Source organism: Pseudomonas sp. AIG (genome assembly GCF_977020205.1).
This window is the reverse complement of record NZ_CDROCK010000083.1, coordinates 1-16,713: the sequence shown is the minus strand read 5'-3', so window position 1 is coordinate 16,713 and position 16,713 is coordinate 1. Positions and strand designations below refer to the sequence as shown.

Here is a 16,713-nt window from a genome sequence, read left to right as displayed (position 1 = left end):
GCGCCGGAAGTGGGGCGAATTATAGACATCTGAAATCTGCCGTCAACCGTTAATTACGCTTTTCTATCAATCATTTGAAAAACCCTCTTCTATATAGACGTAACTCAAGCGAATGCGCAGTATATTGCCCAACACCTACAATAATGCCCTGCTCTTACCTTGGACGATGCCACGTAATGAATGACCAGCCACGCTCTCTTGCCTCAATGCTGTTCCCGGTTGGCCTGCTATTAATAGCCATGGCGTCGATCCAGTCCGGTGCCTCTCTGGCCAAAAGCATGTTTCCTATCGTTGGCGCCCAGGGAACCACCACGCTGCGCCTGATCTTCGCCAGCGTGATCATGCTGTTGATACTGCGTCCATGGCGCGCCAGGTTGACCGCCAAATCATTGCGTACGGTCATCGTCTACGGCATGGCATTGGGCGGCATGAACTTCCTCTTCTATATGTCATTGCGCACCGTGCCGCTGGGCATCGCCGTTGCCCTTGAATTTACCGGGCCGCTGGCAGTAGCCATCTACGCATCCCGCCGTGCCATCGACTTCGTCTGGATAGCACTGGCCGCTGCCGGCCTGCTGTTGCTGATTCCAACAGGCGCCACCAGCGCGGGAATCGATCTGGTAGGCGCCGGGTATGCACTGGGAGCGGGTGTCTGCTGGGCGCTATACATCCTGTTCGGTCAGAAGGCCGGGGCCGATAACGGCGTGACGACCGCAGCTCTGGGGGTAATGATCGCAGCACTGTTCGTCGCCCCTATCGGCATCGTGCATGCAGGTGCAGCCCTTTTGACCCCTTCGCTGATCCCGATTGCCATTGGTGTCGCCATTCTGTCCACTGCCCTGCCCTATACATTGGAGATGGTCGCCCTCACCCGCCTGCCGGCACGCACTTTCGGCACACTGATGAGTATCGAACCGGCCTTCGGCGCCCTATCGGGCCTGTTGTTCCTGCATGAATTCCTCACGCTGTCACAATGGATGGCGATCCTGTGCATTATTCTGGCATCCGTCGGCGCCACCATGACCATGGGCAGCGCTGCAAAACCCGCAATTGCTGCTGATTGAAAGAGGTTTCGACGAAGGTCTGGCAATTGGCGCGCATTTAGGCCATGTTTAGACCCGTAACCCAATGCCAGACATGGATTTTTTCGGACAGGGACTTCACAACGCTTACAGCGCAAGCGAACACAGGCAAACCCGAGCATTAGACTCGTGGCCGCTATAAGGACGGTAATGAAACGAATTTTGATACTGATCGCCATACTGGCAGTTGCAGGTTGTGCGGCGACTTCGGAAACTCAGGTAAAACGCGGAAAAAAAGGGCTGCACATCAACTGCTCCGGGCTATCGTCCTCCTGGGACAAGTGCTACGCCAGTGCCGCCAACGCCTGCTTGCCGAAAGGCTACAAGGTCATCGCCAAATCCGGTGACGCCGTGGAAGAGCCCGGCGATTACCCGTTCGGTCTCAATCCTGCGGGTTACACCAGTCGCAGCATGATTGTCATCTGTAAATAGATCAGCGCTGTCCGGCAATCTGCCGACCGATCTCTTCATGGCTGGACTTCAGCACCGCTTGCTGAACGTCCGGCGTGGCCAGCATACGTGCCACCACCAATGCCCCGACGCATTGTGACAGCACCGACCACGCCAGGGTCTCGCTCTCAAGTATCTGTGCCCAACGCTCCTGAAGCCGACAAATCCACAGCTCGGCCTGCTCGCGCACCTGAACATCTGATCGGGCGATTTCTGCGCCCAGCGCCGGCAACGCGCAACCGGCCTCAGGCTGTTCTACGTGAGCCATGCTCAGATAGTGTTTGAGACAGCGCTCCAGTCGCTGACGATCCTGCGTGCCCTCGCCTCCCAGTCGCTCAAGGCTTTGCCCCAACTCTCGCTCGACGATGGCGGTGAACAACGCATCTTTCGACGAGAAATGGCTATAGAACGCCGCACCGCTCAATCCGATAGCCTTCATCAAACCATCGACGCCTACTGTGGAAAATCCCGATCGCTTTGCCGAAAGCGCACTGCTCTGCAACAGCTTTTCCCGGGTTTCCAGCTTGTGACTGGCGGAGTAACGCATGTGTTTGCCCTCGAATCGACTGCCTTGACGTTGCCTGGATCCTAGCATAACGTTCGTTCACTTAACGATCGTTTAATAAAGGGACTCACCCATGAACAACAAGAAGGTCGTATTGGTGGTTGGCGCCGGCGATGCCACGGGCGGAGCGATTGCCAAGCGTTTTGCCAGAGAAGGATTCATCGCCTGCGTCACCCGGCGCAGCGCCGATAAATTGCAACCACTGGTGGACGTGATCAAGGCTGAAGGCGGCGAAGCCCATGGCTTTGCTTGCGACGCGCGCAAGGAAGAAGACGTCATCGCGCTGATTGAAGACATCGAAACCCGTCTCGGGCCGATCGAAGCCTTCGTGTTCAACATCGGTGCCAACGTGCCGTGCAGCATTCTTGAAGAAACCGCGCGCAAGTATTTCAAAATTTGGGAGATGGCCTGTTTCTCGGGTTTCCTCAATGCCCGTGAAGTCGCCAAACGCATGGTCACGCGCAAACGCGGCACTATCCTGTTTACCGGTGCCACCGCCGGACTTCGCGGCGCCTCCGGGTTCGCCGCTTTCGCCGGTGCCAAACACGGCATCCGCGCACTGGCGCAAAGCATGGCGCGGGAACTGGGGCCGATGAACATCCACGTCGCCCATGTGGTGGTCGATGGTGCCATCGATACCGACTTCATTCGTAACAGCTTCCCCGAGAAGTACGCCACCAAAGATCAGGATGGCATCCTCAATCCCGAGCACATTGCCGAAAACTACTGGTATCTGCACAGTCAGCCACGGGACGCGTGGACGTTCGAGCTGGACCTGCGCCCCTGGAACGAACGCTGGTAATACCCCGCCATAACAATAACGACAGAGACGCAAAAATGACCAAAACCGTGGAGTTCTATTTCGACCTCGGCAGCCCTGCCACCTATCTGGCCTACACCCAACTGCCGAAGATTTGCGCCGAAACGAACAGTCAGCTGATCTACATCCCGATGCTGCTCGGTGGCGTCTTCAAGGCAACCGGTAACGCATCACCGGCAATGATCCCGGCGAAAGGTCGGTATATGTTTGAGGATCTGGATCGCTACGCGAAACGCTACGGGGTGGCGCTGACATTCAATCCGCACTTCCCGATCAACACATTGATGTTGATGCGTGCGGTTACCGGCATCCAGTTGCGTCAGCCAGAACGCTTTCAGGCGCTTATCGATTGCCTGTTCACAGCGCTGTGGGTTGATGGACGCAGCCTCGACGAACCCGCGACCGTTGCCGCGGTGCTGAGCGAACACGGCTTCGATCCGCAGGAAGTATTAGCGCTGACCAATGACGAATCCGTCAAAGCAAAGCTCAAGGACAACACCGAAACCGCAGTTAAACGCGGCGTGTTCGGGGCACCCAGCATGTTCATCGGCAATCAACTGTTCTTCGGCCAGGATCGGCTCGACTTCGTTGAGGAGTCCTTGCGCCAAGGCTAAGCGATCATTCAGGCGCTGATGACAGCGCCTGAATTGCAACGGATCAGATGGCGGCAGTGCGGGTGTTCAGCCAGTCCAGTGCAGCACCTTCAAGCAACGGACTCAAGCGCTCACGCACTTGCGCGTGGTAGTCGTTGAACCATTGTTTCTCTTCCTCCGACAGCAGCGCCGGCAGCAGGCAACGGGTATCGATCGGGCACAGCGTCAAGGTTTCAAACTTGAGGAAGTCACCGAACTCGCTGCTCCCCGCTTCGCGGTTCATCGCCAGGTTTTCGATACGCACGCCCCAACGGCCCGGACGGTAAGTGCCGGGCTCGATCGAAGTGATCATCCCCGGCTGCATGGCCGTCTGCGGCGCAGGCGCGGCCTGATACGCAATCACCTGTGGACCCTCATGAACGTTGAGGAAGTAACCAACGCCGTGACCGGTGCCGTGACCGTAATCCACGCTGTCGGCCCAGATCGGCGCACGGGCAATGGCGTCCAGCAGCGGCGACAGAATGCCTTTCGGGAACCGCGCGCGCGACAGGGCAATCACGCCTTTCAACACCCGCGTGCAATCGCGTTTCTGCTCTTCGGTCGGGGTACCGACCGGCACCATCCGAGTGATATCCGTGGTGCCGCCCAGGTATTGGCCGCCCGAGTCGATCAGCAGCAAGCCATCACCTTCGATCACCGCATGCTCTTCTTCGGTGGCGTGGTAATGCGGCATGGCGCCGTTGGCGTTGAAAGCGGCGATGGTGTTGAAACTCAGCGAGACATAATCCGGACGACGCTCGCGAGCAGCCGTGAGCTTCTCGTCGATGGTCAGTTCGGTAATGCGCTCGCGGCCCCAGGCCGATTCCAGCCAGGCAAAAAACTCGCACAGCGCCGCGCCGTCCTGCTCCATCGCTTTGCGGATGTGCTGAGCGTCAGCTTCGCTTTTCTGCGATTTGGCCAGCGTGGTCGGGTTCAAGCCTTCGAGCAGCTTCACACCGCTGTCGAGGTTATCCAGCAAACCACTGGTCACCCGCGCCGGATCCACCAGCAGGCTCGCGCCATTTGGCACGGCACGCAGCGCATCAGCGACTTCGCGGTAATCGCGCAGCGTCACGCCATCCTGCTCAAGCACGGCGCGCAAATCTGCGTCGACCTTGCTCAGCGCCACGAACAACGTGGCTTGCTGTTGATCGATCAACGCAAACGAAACAAACACCGGGTTGAACGAGACATCGCCGCCGCGCAGATTGAACAGCCAGGCAATGTCGTCGAGGGTGGCGATGAAATGCCAGTCAGCCCCACGCTCCTGCAAGGTTTCGCGCAGTTTGGCGAGTTTCTCGCCACGACTGACCGTCGCTTGCGGTGGCAAATGCTGATAGATCGGTGCATTCGGCAGGCTCGGACGATCACTCCAGACTTCCTGCAGCAGATCGATGTCGGTACGCAGTCGCGCACCGCGTGCTTCCAGCTTGCTGCCCAGCGTACGTGCCGATGCCACGGCCATCACCGCACCGTCAACCGCGACCACACCACCTTCCGGTGTCTGCTCGGCCAGCCAGTCCAGCGGGCTCGGCTGACCCGGTTGCAGTTTCACCAGTTCAATGCCGCTGCCCTTGAGCTCCTTCGTCGCTTGCTCCCAATAACGACTGTCGGCCCAGACGCCGGCGAAATCAGCGGTGACAATCAACGTCCCGACCGAACCATGGAAGCCCGACAGCCACTGCCGGCCCTGCCAGTAACCCGGCAGATATTCCGACAAGTGCGGGTCGGCGGACGGCACCAACAACGCATGAATGCCTTCGCGGCGCATCAGTTCACGGGTGTGCGCCAGGCGCTGGGGCACCGATCCTTCGGTCGAGGTCTGGGTACTCATCATGTCTCCTGCTAATCACTTCATCGTTATTGTTCGTAGCCGTGAGGTCGGCTCGTTTAAAGCCCTGTCGCCCAGAATGCCGGAGCGCTGGCGCAGGCGGTCTTGATCAGTTGAACAGCCTTGTCGATATCTTCGGCGGTGGTGAAGCGGCCGAGGCTCAGCCGAATGGTGCGACCGGCCAGATGCGCGTCATGCCCCAGCGCCAACAGCACGTGCGATGGCGTGTTACTCGCCGAGTTGCAGGCCGACGTCGCGGAAAAGGCGATCGAATGGCTCAACGCCGCGCTGTTGAATTCACCTTCGCTGAAGGTCAGGCTCAAGGTGTGCGGAATGCGTTGAGTGGCACAGCCATTGAGGCGTACGCCCGGCAGGCTGAGCAGTTGCTCGAGCAAGCGTTCACGCAGCGCAACGATGGTTTGTTTCTCGGCCTCGAAGACCTCGGCAGCCAAGGCAAACGCGGCGCCCATGCCGGCAATCTGGTGCGTCGCCAAGGTCCCGGAGCGCAAGCCACCTTCGTGTCCGCCGCCGTGAATCTGTGCCTGTAAACGCTGCTGCGCACGTGGGCCGACGTACAACGCACCGATGCCTTTGGGACCGTAAAGTTTGTGTGCGGAGAAGGACATCAGATCCACCGGCCATTGCCCCAGATCGATTGCCACTTTGCCGGCGCCCTGCGCCGCATCGACATGGAACAACGCCTCGCGACTACGCACCACTTCGCCAATCGCTTGAACATCATTGACGGTGCCCAACTCGTTGTTCACCAGCATCAGCGACACCAGAAAGGTGTCGTCGCGCATGGCTTCACTGACCGCTTGCGGCGTGATCAGGCCATCGGCATCCGGCACCAGATAGGTTACGGCGACGCCGGCGTCCTGCAATTGGCGGGCGGTATCGAGAATGGCTTTGTGTTCGATCTGACTGGTAATGATATGGCCGCCGGACACACCGCGGGCCTGCGCCACGCCTTTGAGGGCGAGGTTATTGGACTCGGTGGCACCGGAGGTCCAGACAATCTGTTCGGCATTGGCGCCGACCAGTTCGGCAACTTGCCGGCGGGCCTGCTCGACCGTCTGGCGGGCCTGTTGGGCGAAAGCGGGGGGGGTGGAAGCCGGGTTACCAAAGTTACCGTGAAACCCCAGACACTCGATCATCACCTGGATGACCCGCTCGTCGACCGGGGTGGTGGCGGCGTAATCGAAATACAACGGACGTGTGTTCATAAAAGACTCGCAGAGCGTGTTCCGGGATCAGGAGGCTCGTGTCTGCAAACGGCACGGCGCAGCCTTGTGAGCTGCGCGTCGGTTCGAGAGCGTCATCAATACCTGATCGGATGCCGTTAAAGAAGAACAACTTCATTCAAAGTGCGTAGGAACGCTCCTGAAGTCGAGCTTAACAGGCATCCGGCCTGCGGTTGAAGCGATGCGTCAGCTAAAGCTTTCGAGAAGTAACGGGTACAGCGAAAGCACCAACAGCGCCGCCATGCCCCAGTTGAACACGCGCAACCAGCGCGGATCCTTCAACACATTGCGCAACAACGTACCGCAGGCGGCCCAAACGCCGACGCTGGGCAGGTTGATGATGGCGAACACTGCAGCAATCACCACGACATTGGTGAAATAGCCCTGCATCGGTGTGTAAGTGCTGATAGCGCCGATGGCCATGATCCAGGCTTTGGGATTGACCCACTGAAACGCGGCCGCGCCGAGGTAGCTGATCGGCTTCGCCTCGCCTTCGGCGCTGTCGCCGACAGGTCCCGAATGCGCGATTTTCCACGCCAGATACAGCAGATACGCCGCGCCGACGTAGCGCAGAACCGTATAAAGAATTGGATAGGTCTGGAACACCGCGCCAAGGCCAAAGCCCACGGCCACCACCAGAACGAAGAAACCGCAAGTAATCCCGAGCATATGCGGGATGGTGCGGTTGAAGCCAAAGTTCACCCCCGAAGCCAGCAACATGGTGTTGTTCGGCCCAGGTGTAATCGAGGTGACAAGGGCAAACAGGGCAAAGCCCAACAGCAGGTCAAGCGAGAGGTTCATGGCAGGCAATCCATCAGGGTCATTCAGGTGTTGACCCTATCCCACACCGCCCGGCAAGCCCACGGACAGTTGGGGAAAACTTCCAGCAGTACAGTTTGTTTTCAGCTCGGACGACCGTGCAGCTGTACGGCACGTTCGGCACTCATTTCCGCTTTCTTGTCGAACTGCGATTGACCGAGCAACTGGGCTTTTTTTGCGTGGTATTCGTCGAAAGACAAGCCGCTGCGGTTCAGCGCTTCCATCGCCAATTCGCGGGATTCTTCATCGGTGTAAGGACGCAGTTCCGGCGAAACATGTCCGGCACAACCGGCCAGTACGGAGACAGCGAGCAACAGCGAAACAGTCAGTAAACGATTCATGGGGGCGTCCTGGCGAGCAATGGGAGTCGATGGACAAAGGCTACGCCCGGGCACGCTCGCGCAGAAATCAACGCTCTCAATAGTGGCTATCAGGAATTCGACACAAATTACCGCATATCTCCTAACGATCTATAAATATCAATTAACGTTCTTTTACGGAATAACAAACAGCCTTTATAACTCCCTACATGCGTTGAGCACTGTTGCTCCAGCAACTGTTGCCCAGCCAACACCGATTCAACAAAGCGCCCCGCTACTCACAGGGGCGACCGCCACGCTAACGCTCAACGCCTTGTAAACCGGGGGTTGCAGTAATTGGTACAGCGCTTGCTCAGACCCGGTGACTCATTCACTGCTCGCTGAGCAACTGTTGAAAAAAGGAACTGATCATGTCGCGTCCCCTGAAAGTCGTCGCCCTCTCCGGCGGCACCTGGCGTCCATCCCGAACCCTGGTGCTGACCCAGGCCTTGCTCGCCGAACTGGCCGGGCACTTGACCATCGAAAGCCATTTGATCGAACTCGGAGATATCGCCCGCCCGCTCGGCGGCGCGCTCTCGCGCCAGGAACTCAGCGCCGAGGTTGAAGCCGAGTTGCAAGCCATCGAACAAGCCGATTTGCTGATCGTCGCCGCACCGGTTTATCGCGGTTCCTACCCGGGCCTGCTCAAGCATTTGTTCGACCTGATCGACCTCAACGCCCTGATCGACACGCCGGTGCTGCTGGCCGCCACTGGCGGCAGCGAACGCCATGCGCTGGTCCTCGATCACCAGTTACGGCCGCTGTTCAGCTTCTTCCAGGCCATGACCTTGCCGATCGGCGTGTACGCCACTGAAGCTGACTTCACCGATTACCAGATCACCAGCGAACTGTTGAAGGCGCGCATCCGTCTGGCCGCCGAACGCGCCGCGCCGCTGTTCGCCACACAAATCAAACCCTTGCTGAAAATCGCCTGAGGAGCCGTTCATGGATGTTTTCTGGTTCCTGCCGACTCACGGTGATGGCCACTATCTGGGCACCACCCAAGGGGCGCGCCCGGTCACTCTCAATTATCTGAAACAAGTAGCGCAGGCCGCTGACAGCCTCGGCTACCACGGCGTGCTGATTCCCACCGGGCGCTCCTGCGAAGACTCGTGGGTGATCGCCTCGGCACTGGTGCCGTTGACTGAACGCCTGCGTTATCTGGTGGCGATTCGTCCAGGGATCATCTCGCCGACGGTTTCGGCGCGCATGGCTGCGACCCTCGATCGCCTGTCCAACGGGCGCTTGCTGATCAACGTGGTGACCGGCGGTGATCCGGATGAAAACCGTGGCGACGGCAGTTTCCTCAGCCACGCCGAGCGCTATGAAGTCACCGATGAGTTCCTGAAGATCTGGCGTCGCGTGTTGCAAGGCGAGGCGGTGGATTTCGACGGCAAACACCTGAAGGTTCAGAACGCCAAAGCGCTGTATCCGCCGGTGCAGAAACCCTATCCGCCACTGTACTTCGGCGGTTCCTCCGATGCCGCGCATGATCTGGCCGCCGAACAGGTCGATGTCTATCTGACCTGGGGCGAACCACCGGCCGCTGTCGCGGAAAAACTCGCCGATGTACGCGAACGTGCCGCGCGGCACGGACGCAAGGTGAAGTTCGGCATCCGCTTGCATGTGATCGTGCGCGAGACCGCAGAAGAGGCCTGGAAAGCGGCGGACAAACTGATCGAACACATCAGCGACGAGACCATTGAAGCCGCACAGAAATCCTTCTCGCGTTTCGACTCCGAAGGTCAACGGCGCATGGCGGCTTTGCACGATGGTCGTCGAGATAACCTCGAGATCGCTCCGAATCTGTGGGCCGGCGTCGGTCTGGTGCGCGGTGGTGCCGGTACGGCATTGGTCGGCGATCCGCAGCAAGTGGCGGCGCGGATCAAGGAATACGCGGATCTGGGCATTGAGAGTTTCATCTTCTCCGGTTATCCGCATCTGGAAGAGGCTTACCGCTTTGCCGAGCTGGTGTTCCCGCTGCTGCCAGAGCCTTACGCCAGTCTGGCCGGGCGTGGCGTGACCAATCTGACCGGGCCGTTTGGCGAAATGATTGCCAATGATGTGTTGCCCACAAAAGCCTCGGCATAAACCGGATCTCTTGTGTAGGAGCTGCCGCAGGCTCGGGCCGCTGTAGCTCCTATATGGGCAGTTTGAATTCAGGAGTGTTGGTGTGACCGCCAAACCGCAAAGTACTTTGTTGTCCCCGCTGCAGACCGCCCGCCAACTGGCTGCCGAGTTTGCCCTGACCGCTGTCGAGCGTGACGAACGTGGCGGCACGCCGAAGGCCGAGCGTGATGCCCTGCGCGACAGCGGCCTGCTGGCCCTGAGCATTCCCACTCGCTATGGCGGCCTCGGCGCAAGCTGGAGCGAAACCCTGCAAGTGGTCCGCGAGTTCGCCAAGGTCGACAGCTCGATCGCCCACGTCTTCGGCTTTCATCACTTGATGCTCGCCACCGTGCGCCTGTTTTCCCGGCCGGAACAATGGCAGCCGTGGTTCGAACAGACCGCGCGGCAGAACTGGTTCTGGGGCAATGCGCTCAACCCGCTCGACACCCGCACCGTGGTCAAGGACCTGGGTGGCTGGCGCGAGTTTTCCGGGAAGAAAAGCTTCTGCTCCGGCGCCAGCGACTCGCAAATGCTGATCGCCTCGGCGGTCGATGAAAGCGCCGGCGGCAAGTTGCTGATCGCGGCGATTCCCAGCGGACGCAGTGGCATCACCCTGCACGATGACTGGAACAACATCGGCCAGCGCCAGACCGACAGCGGCAGCGCCACGTTTGAACGAGTACGCGTCGAAGAATCGGAATTGCTGCTCGATCCCGGCCCGCTGAGCACGCCGTTCGCCTGTTTACGGCCATTGATTGCGCAACTGACGTTCACCCACATGTTTCTCGGGATTGCCGAAGGTGCCTTTGACGAAGCGCGGCACTACACCCTCAGTGAAACCCGGCTCTGGCACAAATCCTCGGCGCGCGATGTGCGTGAAGATCCGTACGTGCTCGCGCATTACGGTGAATTCTGGGTGGCGCTGGAAGGCATTCGTCTGCTGGTCGAACGCGCGGCGGCGTTGCTCGATGAGGCCTGGGCCAAAGGTGCGCATCTCAGCGCCGAAGAGCGCGGCCATGTCGCCACCGCGATTGCCACCGCCAAGGTCGCCGCCAGCCGCCAAGGCCTGGAAATTTGCAGCCGTTTGTTCGAAGTGACTGGCGCGCGTTCGACCCACGCCTCCCTGCGCCTCGACCGCCACTGGCGCAACCTGCGCACGCAAACTTTGCACGACCCGCTGGACTACAAACTCCATGAGTTGGGCGACTGGGCGCTGAATCAGTCGCTGCCGGTGCCGACCTTCTATTCCTGACCTGCCTGCATTTGAACTAAAAAGAAGGACGAGCCCATGCAACTGCTGACCCTACCGCCCTCCCCCGCGCTCGCCACGTCGATCCGCGCCACCGCGCAGGTGTTCGAAGACCCGAAGTCCCAGGCCCTGCTCGCGCATTTACAGCAGGTCGCACCGAGTGAAGCGAGTGTGCTGATCATCGGCGAGACCGGTACCGGCAAGGAGCTGGTGGCACGGCATATTCATAATCTGAGCAACCGCCGTCATCGGCCGTTTATCGCGGTCAATTGCGGGGCGTTTTCCGAATCGCTGGTGGAAGCTGAATTGTTCGGTCATGAAAAAGGCGCGTTCACCGGTGCGCTGAGCGCCAAGGCCGGGTGGTTCGAGGAAGCGGACGGCGGCACCTTGTTTCTCGATGAGATCGGCGATTTGCCGATGGCGATTCAGGTGAAGTTGCTGCGGGTGTTGCAGGAGCGCGAAGTGGTGCGGCTCGGCTCGCGCAAAAGCATTGCCATCGATGTGCGGGTGCTGGCAGCGACCAACGTGCAGCTGGAGAAGGCCATCAATGCCGGCCATTTCCGCGAAGATCTGTATTACCGCCTCAACGTGGTCAATCTCGAACTGAGTCCGTTGCGCGAGCGTCCTGGCGATATCCTCCCGCTCACGCGCCATTTCATCGAGGCCTACAGCCAGCGCCTCGGTTACGGGCGTGTCAGCATCAGCCCCGGCGCCGAGCACAAACTGCGTGCTTACAGTTGGCCGGGCAATATTCGCGAGCTGGAAAACGTCATCCATCACACCCTGCTGATCTGCCGCAACGGCGTGATCGAACGCGATGATCTGCGCCTGTCGAACCTGCGCATCGAACGCCCCGACGATCATGCCAGCACCGACGATTCACCGGAGGCGTTGCTGGAACAGGCCTTTCAAAAACTGTTTGCGCAACAAGCCGGCGCGTTGCACGAGAAAGTCGAAGACGCCTTGCTGCGTGCGGCGTATCGCTTTTGCCATTACAACCAGGTACACACCGCAGCGCTGCTCGGTCTAAGCCGCAACGTTACCCGCACGCGTTTGATCAAGATCGGCGAACTGGCGGTGAACAAGCGGCGACTCACAGAAAATCTGCAAGGCGAGCGCCTGATCCAGTTGTCGATCTAGCCGACCAGATGGCAGTGCAGCGCATCGTCGTGACTGCGGGCGATGCTGCTCAACACCTGGAACGAGTTGAAGGTGATGGTTTTCGCCTGATGGGTATGGATCAGTTGCCAGAAATCCTGCTCGCCGCTCTCAAAGCTGCGAAATGCCGCCTCTCCCGCCTCGCGGGTCTGCCATTGCAGAAAACTCAGCACGCGCCGGCCGTCATCGCTGGCCTGCACGCTGGCGCTGACAAAACCGTCGTAGCGCTGAGCCAGACGCTCGGTTTGCCTCGATAGAGCGGTCACCAGCGCGGGTTGTTGGCGTGGTTCGATTTCAAATTCGATCAATTGGGTAAAACTGCGGTTGTTCATGGAAAGCCCCCACTCATCATAAGACGAGCCTTGCGACTCGAAGACCTGCAGGGTAAAACCTCCAGTTAAGTCAAGGTCAAGAGCTTCTTTCAGATGATCAGCAAAGAAACTGTGCACAAACAGTTAACGGTTGGCGAAGTCGCGGCGCGCAGCGGAGTCGCGGTGACGGCCCTGCACTTTTATGAATCCAAAGGCCTGATCAAGAGCCAGCGCAATGCCGGCAATCAGCGGCGCTATCCACGCGAAGTGCTGCGTCGGGTGGCGTTGATCAAGGTTGCGCAGCGGCTGGGGATTCCATTGGCGGAGATTGGTCAGGCACTGAAAATCCTTCCGGATGATCGTGCACCGACGGCGGCGGACTGGAAAATCCTCTCGCAGCAATGGCGCCGAGAGCTGGATGAGCGGATCGAGCAATTGACCCTGCTGCGCGATCGGCTCAATGGCTGCATCGGTTGCGGCTGTTTGTCGATGGAGGCCTGTCCGCTGCGTAATCAGGGCGATGTGCTGGGGGAACAGGGACCGGGGCCGCACTTTCCCAAAGACTGACGCTCGTCGGGCAAAAATTTGCACGGCGAGGACAGTTCTATAGTGAATCTTCCACAAATCCGGTGGAGCCACATCTCATAGAACAAAAATCAGGGAGAACGTCATGAGCGTCAAACCCATTCCCGAGGGGTATCACAGCATTACCCCGTATCTCGGCATCCACAAAGCCGCCGAGGCCATCGATTTCTATAAAAAAGCCTTCGGCGCCACCGAAGTCATGCGCCTGGCCATGCCCGACGGCGGCATCGGCCATGCCGAACTGCGCATTGGCGACAGCGCGATCATGCTCGGCTCGCCGTGTGATCAGGGGCCGTTGAGCAATCCGGACAAGGCAGTGTCGGTTGGTTTGCATCTGTATGTGACCGATGTCGACAAATCATTCCAACGGGCGCTGGATGCCGGCGCGACGTCGGTGTCCGAGGTCAAGGATCAGTTTTACGGTGATCGCAGCGGGACCTTGAAGGATCCGTATGGGCATCTGTGGTTTCTGGCCACGCGCAAGGAGGATCTGACGGAAGAGCAGATCAAGCAGCGGGCGATGGAGATGTTCAGCCAAGGCTAGCTTCTTGGTTGTCTGGGCTGGCCCTTTCGCGAGCAAGCTCGCTCCCACAGGGTTTCGTTGGGTGGCATGGATAGTGGTCACACCGAAGACTCCTGTGGGAGCGAGCTTGCTCGCGAAGGGGCCGCTAAAGACAACGAAGACCTCATGAACACACTTCATGAACCTGCCCACCACGCTTTGCCCCTTGCCGCGAACGCCGGACGATTTCAGGATGCAGCCAACCAGAACCCTGAACAAGGATCAGCCCGATGTTTGCCGGATTCCGTAAAGACCAGCGCCACGTCAACGGCGTCGACATTGCCTACCGCCTCGGCGGCAGCGGCCCCGGCCTGTTGCTGTTGCACGGGCACCCGCAGACCCACGTGATCTGGCACAAGATTGCCGAACAACTGGCCGAACACTTCACCGTGGTCGCCGCCGATCTGCGCGGTTACGGTGACAGCAGTCGCCCGGACGCCGATGAGCAGCATGTTAATTACTCGAAACGCGAAATGGCCCGCGACAATCTCGAGCTGATGCAGTCGCTGGGCTTCGAGCAGTTTTCGATCCTCGCCCACGACCGTGGCGCTCGAGTCGCCCATCGCCTGGCGCTCGACCACCCCGCCGCCGTGCAGCGCATGATGCTGCTCGACATCGCGCCGACCTTGTCGATGTACGCGCAAACCAACGAAGCCTTCGCCCGTGCCTACTGGCACTGGTTCTTCCTGATCCGCCCGGCGCCACTGCCGGAAACCTTGCTCGAAGCCGATCCCGAAAGCTATCTGCGCAGTGTGATGGGCAGTCGCAGCGCCGGGCTCAAGCCATTTACCGATGCAGCCTTTGGCGAATACCTGCGCTGTTTGCAACTACCGGGCAGCGCCCGTGGCATCTGCGAAGACTATCGCGCCAGCGCCGGCATCGATCTGCAGCACGACCGCGCCGATATCGCTGCGGGGCATCATTTGAGTCTGCCTCTGCGCGTGTTGTGGGGCGCCGAGGGCACTGTCGGACGCTGCTTCGATCCGCTCAAGGAATGGCAACACGTGGCGACCAACGTCAGCGGTGAGGCACTGCCCGCCGGCCATTACCTTGCCGAAGAAGTCCCCGAACTGTTGCTTGCCGAAGCGTTGGCCTTTCTGCGCTGACCGAAGCCACTGGATCTCGGTGCTATGCTGGCGGCTTCTGCCGCCAGTGTTTGTTTTGACATGTCCCAGAAGAAAGACACCGTGCCCCTGCCCGAAGACCTGCGTGTGCTGCTCACCGTGATCCGCAAAAATGGCTTTGCTGCCGCGGCCGATGAACTGGGCCTGTCACCGGCCTATGTCAGCAAACGCATCCAGATTCTTGAAAGCACCCTCGGCACTCGCCTGCTGCACCGCACCAGCCGGCGCGTCGCGCTGACCGAGGACGGTGTACGTGTGCAGCGCTGGGCGTTGCGCATTCTCGATGACTTCCAGCAACTGCACGACGAATTGTCCGACGCCCACGACAGCCCGCGTGGGCGTTTGCACCTCTGCAGCAGTTTCGGTTTTGGTCGCAATCACGTCGCGCCGGCGGTGTCGTTACTGGCGGAGCGTTATCCAGAACTGGAGATTCGCCTCGACCTGTTTGACCGGGTAGTGGACATCATCAATGAAGGCTTCGATCTGGAGATTCGCGTCGGCGACGACATTCCCGGTCAGCACATCGGTCGGCGTCTGGTCAGCAATCGGCGCGTGCTGTGCGCCGCCCCCGGTTATCTGCAACGTCGCGGCACGCCGCAGACGCTGGACGAACTGTCACAGCACGATTGCCTGGTGATCAAGGAACGCGACAACGCCTTTGGTCTCTGGCATCTGGATCGCGAGGGCGGGCAAGAGAGCGTGCGGGTCAGCGGGCCGCTGTCGTCCAACAACGGCGAGATCGTTTTGCAATGGGCGCTGGATGGCCGTGGGGTGTTGTTGCGCTCGTTGTGGGATGTGAAGCCGCTGCTGGAGCAAGGACGGTTGGTGCAGGTGCTGGACGGTTACAGCCAGAGCGCCAATGTCTGGGCGGTGTACCCGACGCGGCTGGCGCATTCGGGCAAGTTGCGCGCGTGTGTGGAGTTTTTGCAGGCGCATTTCAAAGGATTGTCGCTGTAGTCCAGACACCACTAATCCCCTTGTAGGAGTGAGCCTGCTCGCGATAGCGGTGTGTCAGATACGACAACTCTGACTGATCCACCGCTATCGCGAGCAGGCGAAGGCCTACAGGGGATCAGTGGTGGGTCAGGAGAGCCACGGGTTGTTGGCCAGGTGTTGGCGTTCGAAGGCTTTGATTTGTTCGCGCCGTTGCAGAGTGCTGCCGATGGCATCCAGGCCGAGCAGCAGCGCGGTTTTGCGCAGGGTATCAATCTGGAATTCGATCACCGTGCCATCCGCCAAACCAATCTGCTGCGCCTCCAGATCAATGCTGATCCGCGCCGTTTCAGCCTGACTTACAAGCCGTCCGATGCGCTGCACCTGCGCCTCTTCCAGCGTGATCAACAACACTCCATTGCGCTGGCAGTTGTCGTAAAAGATCCCGGCAAAACTGCTGCCGATCAACGCGCGGATGCCCATCTGCTGCAGGCCCCACACAGCGTGTTCACGGCTGGAACCGCAGCCAAAATTCGGCCCGACCACCAGAAAACTCGCACCCTGCCACGCCGGCTGGTTCAACACGAAGTCGGGGTCGGGTTGGCCATCGCGCAGAAATCGCAGATCGAAAAACAATCCGCGATCCAGCCCTTCTCTATCGATCCCCTTGAGAAACTGCTTGGGCATGATCACGTCCGTGTCGACATTGGCTGCCAGTAACGGCGCAGCCTGACCGCTGACTTGAGTGAACGGTTGCAGGCTCATGGGCGTACTCCAAAGTGGCGGATATCGGTGAGTCGGCCGTTGATCGCAGCGGCGGCAAACAATGGCGGGGGCATCAGAGGGGGGCGCGCGCCCGGCCCCCGACGGCCCTCGCAAA

19 protein-coding genes are annotated in these 16,713 nt (G+C 59.7%); 12 read left to right on the top strand and 7 right to left on the bottom strand.

The window, feature by feature from the left end:
- Positions 1-176 precede the first annotated feature (176 nt).
- Together rhtA and ACWR1S_RS29490 are read left to right on the top strand one after the other, a co-directional pair.
- Positions 177-1,064 (top strand): threonine/homoserine exporter RhtA, encoded by an 888-nt coding sequence (gene rhtA / locus ACWR1S_RS29495; protein WP_454565972.1) that lies wholly within the window; start codon positions 177-179, stop codon positions 1,062-1,064.
- A 168-nt stretch (positions 1,065-1,232) separates the two neighbouring features.
- A complete protein-coding gene (locus ACWR1S_RS29490; RefSeq protein ID WP_007917561.1) occupies positions 1,233-1,514 on the top strand; it encodes a hypothetical protein in 282 nt (93 codons plus the stop codon).
- A 1-nt stretch (position 1,515) separates the two neighbouring features.
- On the opposite strand, the gene ACWR1S_RS29485 is transcribed toward ACWR1S_RS29490, so the two are convergent.
- Positions 1,516-2,079, bottom strand: coding sequence for a TetR/AcrR family transcriptional regulator (locus ACWR1S_RS29485; RefSeq protein ID WP_454565971.1), 564 nt, complete (start codon positions 2,077-2,079; stop codon positions 1,516-1,518).
- 91 nt (positions 2,080-2,170) lie between these two features.
- Between ACWR1S_RS29485 and ACWR1S_RS29480 the strand changes: the two genes are divergently transcribed.
- Together ACWR1S_RS29480 and ACWR1S_RS29475 are read left to right on the top strand one after the other, a co-directional pair.
- On the top strand, positions 2,171-2,899 hold the full coding sequence (locus tag ACWR1S_RS29480) for an SDR family oxidoreductase (protein ID WP_454565970.1): 729 nt from the start codon (positions 2,171-2,173) through the stop codon (positions 2,897-2,899).
- A gap of 35 nt (positions 2,900-2,934) precedes the next feature.
- Entirely contained in the window at positions 2,935-3,531 is a 597-nt protein-coding gene (locus ACWR1S_RS29475; RefSeq protein WP_454565969.1) for a 2-hydroxychromene-2-carboxylate isomerase, read from the top strand.
- A gap of 43 nt (positions 3,532-3,574) precedes the next feature.
- Here ACWR1S_RS29475 and ACWR1S_RS29470 read toward each other — a convergent pair whose 3' ends face one another.
- From ACWR1S_RS29470 to ACWR1S_RS29455, 4 genes are all read right to left on the bottom strand, one after another.
- A complete protein-coding gene (locus ACWR1S_RS29470; protein WP_454565968.1) occupies positions 3,575-5,383 on the bottom strand; it encodes an aminopeptidase P family protein in 1,809 nt (602 codons plus the stop codon).
- 56 nt (positions 5,384-5,439) lie between these two features.
- A complete protein-coding gene (locus tag ACWR1S_RS29465) occupies positions 5,440-6,606 on the bottom strand; it encodes an aminotransferase class V-fold PLP-dependent enzyme (RefSeq protein WP_454565967.1) in 1,167 nt (388 codons plus the stop codon).
- A 204-nt stretch (positions 6,607-6,810) separates the two neighbouring features.
- Positions 6,811-7,425 carry a LysE family translocator gene (locus ACWR1S_RS29460; RefSeq protein ID WP_137217719.1) on the bottom strand — a complete coding sequence of 205 codons (615 nt, stop codon included), beginning with the start codon at positions 7,423-7,425 and terminating at the stop codon, positions 6,811-6,813.
- Between the two features lie 101 nt (positions 7,426-7,526).
- On the bottom strand, positions 7,527-7,784 hold the full coding sequence (locus ACWR1S_RS29455; RefSeq protein ID WP_093434993.1) for a hypothetical protein: 258 nt from the start codon (positions 7,782-7,784) through the stop codon (positions 7,527-7,529).
- A gap of 389 nt (positions 7,785-8,173) precedes the next feature.
- On the opposite strand from ACWR1S_RS29455, the gene msuE reads away from it, so the two are divergent.
- The 4 genes from msuE (at position 8,174) to ACWR1S_RS29435 (ending at position 12,300) form a co-directional block, all read left to right on the top strand.
- Positions 8,174-8,737, top strand: coding sequence for an FMN reductase (gene msuE / locus ACWR1S_RS29450; RefSeq protein ID WP_454565966.1), 564 nt, complete (start codon positions 8,174-8,176; stop codon positions 8,735-8,737).
- A 10-nt stretch (positions 8,738-8,747) separates the two neighbouring features.
- Entirely contained in the window at positions 8,748-9,893 is a 1,146-nt protein-coding gene (ssuD, locus tag ACWR1S_RS29445; RefSeq protein ID WP_007949711.1) for an FMNH2-dependent alkanesulfonate monooxygenase, read from the top strand.
- An 82-nt stretch (positions 9,894-9,975) separates the two neighbouring features.
- Complete coding sequence (locus ACWR1S_RS29440) at positions 9,976-11,163, top strand: acyl-CoA dehydrogenase family protein (protein WP_454565965.1); 1,188 nt, start codon at positions 9,976-9,978, stop codon at positions 11,161-11,163.
- A gap of 36 nt (positions 11,164-11,199) precedes the next feature.
- Complete coding sequence (locus ACWR1S_RS29435; protein WP_454565964.1) at positions 11,200-12,300, top strand: sigma-54 interaction domain-containing protein; 1,101 nt, start codon at positions 11,200-11,202, stop codon at positions 12,298-12,300.
- Here ACWR1S_RS29435 and ACWR1S_RS29430 read toward each other — a convergent pair.
- A complete protein-coding gene (locus ACWR1S_RS29430; protein WP_220556627.1) occupies positions 12,297-12,650 on the bottom strand; it encodes an antibiotic biosynthesis monooxygenase in 354 nt (117 codons plus the stop codon). The genes ACWR1S_RS29435 and ACWR1S_RS29430 overlap by 4 nt on opposite strands.
- Before the next feature lie 93 nt (positions 12,651-12,743).
- Here ACWR1S_RS29430 and soxR point away from each other — a divergent pair, with 93 nt between their 5' ends.
- The 4 genes from soxR to ACWR1S_RS29410 all read left to right on the top strand — a co-directional run bounded on the left by soxR (position 12,744) and on the right by ACWR1S_RS29410 (position 15,857).
- On the top strand, positions 12,744-13,196 hold the full coding sequence (gene soxR, locus ACWR1S_RS29425) for a redox-sensitive transcriptional activator SoxR (RefSeq protein ID WP_454565963.1): 453 nt from the start codon (positions 12,744-12,746) through the stop codon (positions 13,194-13,196).
- 103 nt (positions 13,197-13,299) lie between these two features.
- Positions 13,300-13,758: a VOC family protein gene (locus tag ACWR1S_RS29420; RefSeq protein ID WP_454565962.1), complete on the top strand. Its 459-nt coding sequence runs from the start codon at positions 13,300-13,302 to the stop codon at positions 13,756-13,758.
- A 248-nt stretch (positions 13,759-14,006) separates the two neighbouring features.
- The gene (locus tag ACWR1S_RS29415) at positions 14,007-14,882 is read left to right on the top strand and encodes an alpha/beta fold hydrolase (RefSeq protein ID WP_454565961.1); all 876 of its coding nucleotides are present in this window, start codon (positions 14,007-14,009) and stop codon (positions 14,880-14,882) included.
- Positions 14,883-14,906: 24 nt separating this feature from the next.
- Entirely contained in the window at positions 14,907-15,857 is a 951-nt protein-coding gene (locus tag ACWR1S_RS29410; RefSeq protein ID WP_454565960.1) for a LysR substrate-binding domain-containing protein, read from the top strand.
- 126 nt (positions 15,858-15,983) lie between these two features.
- On the opposite strand, the gene leuD is transcribed toward ACWR1S_RS29410, so the two are convergent.
- Complete coding sequence (leuD, locus tag ACWR1S_RS29405; protein WP_454565959.1) at positions 15,984-16,598, bottom strand: 3-isopropylmalate dehydratase small subunit; 615 nt, start codon at positions 16,596-16,598, stop codon at positions 15,984-15,986.
- Between the last annotated feature and the right edge of the window lie 115 nt (positions 16,599-16,713).

Excerpts from the sequence above, each read along its gene's own strand:
- ACWR1S_RS29465 (WP_454565967.1), bottom strand. The coding sequence starts at position 6,606 with ATGAACACACGTCCGTTGTATTTCGATTACGCCGCCACCACCCCGGTC.
- ACWR1S_RS29410 (WP_454565960.1), top strand. The coding sequence starts at position 14,907 with ATGCTGGCGGCTTCTGCCGCCAGTGTTTGTTTTGACATGTCCCAGAAG.
- ACWR1S_RS29430 (WP_220556627.1), bottom strand. The coding sequence starts at position 12,650 with ATGAACAACCGCAGTTTTACCCAATTGATCGAATTTGAAATCGAACCA.
- ACWR1S_RS29435 (WP_454565964.1), top strand. The coding sequence starts at position 11,200 with ATGCAACTGCTGACCCTACCGCCCTCCCCCGCGCTCGCCACGTCGATC.
- ssuD (WP_007949711.1), top strand. The coding sequence starts at position 8,748 with ATGGATGTTTTCTGGTTCCTGCCGACTCACGGTGATGGCCACTATCTG.
- ACWR1S_RS29480 (WP_454565970.1), top strand. The coding sequence starts at position 2,171 with ATGAACAACAAGAAGGTCGTATTGGTGGTTGGCGCCGGCGATGCCACG.
- ACWR1S_RS29485 (WP_454565971.1), bottom strand. The coding sequence starts at position 2,079 with ATGCGTTACTCCGCCAGTCACAAGCTGGAAACCCGGGAAAAGCTGTTG.
- rhtA (WP_454565972.1), top strand. The coding sequence starts at position 177 with ATGAATGACCAGCCACGCTCTCTTGCCTCAATGCTGTTCCCGGTTGGC.
- leuD (WP_454565959.1), bottom strand. The coding sequence starts at position 16,598 with ATGAGCCTGCAACCGTTCACTCAAGTCAGCGGTCAGGCTGCGCCGTTA.
- ACWR1S_RS29475 (WP_454565969.1), top strand. The coding sequence starts at position 2,935 with ATGACCAAAACCGTGGAGTTCTATTTCGACCTCGGCAGCCCTGCCACC.
- ACWR1S_RS29490 (WP_007917561.1), top strand. The coding sequence starts at position 1,233 with ATGAAACGAATTTTGATACTGATCGCCATACTGGCAGTTGCAGGTTGT.
- ACWR1S_RS29470 (WP_454565968.1), bottom strand. The coding sequence starts at position 5,383 with ATGAGTACCCAGACCTCGACCGAAGGATCGGTGCCCCAGCGCCTGGCG.
- ACWR1S_RS29415 (WP_454565961.1), top strand. The coding sequence starts at position 14,007 with ATGTTTGCCGGATTCCGTAAAGACCAGCGCCACGTCAACGGCGTCGAC.
- soxR (WP_454565963.1), top strand. The coding sequence starts at position 12,744 with ATGATCAGCAAAGAAACTGTGCACAAACAGTTAACGGTTGGCGAAGTC.
- ACWR1S_RS29455 (WP_093434993.1), bottom strand. The coding sequence starts at position 7,784 with ATGAATCGTTTACTGACTGTTTCGCTGTTGCTCGCTGTCTCCGTACTG.
- msuE (WP_454565966.1), top strand. The coding sequence starts at position 8,174 with ATGTCGCGTCCCCTGAAAGTCGTCGCCCTCTCCGGCGGCACCTGGCGT.
- ACWR1S_RS29420 (WP_454565962.1), top strand. The coding sequence starts at position 13,300 with ATGAGCGTCAAACCCATTCCCGAGGGGTATCACAGCATTACCCCGTAT.
- ACWR1S_RS29460 (WP_137217719.1), bottom strand. The coding sequence starts at position 7,425 with ATGAACCTCTCGCTTGACCTGCTGTTGGGCTTTGCCCTGTTTGCCCTT.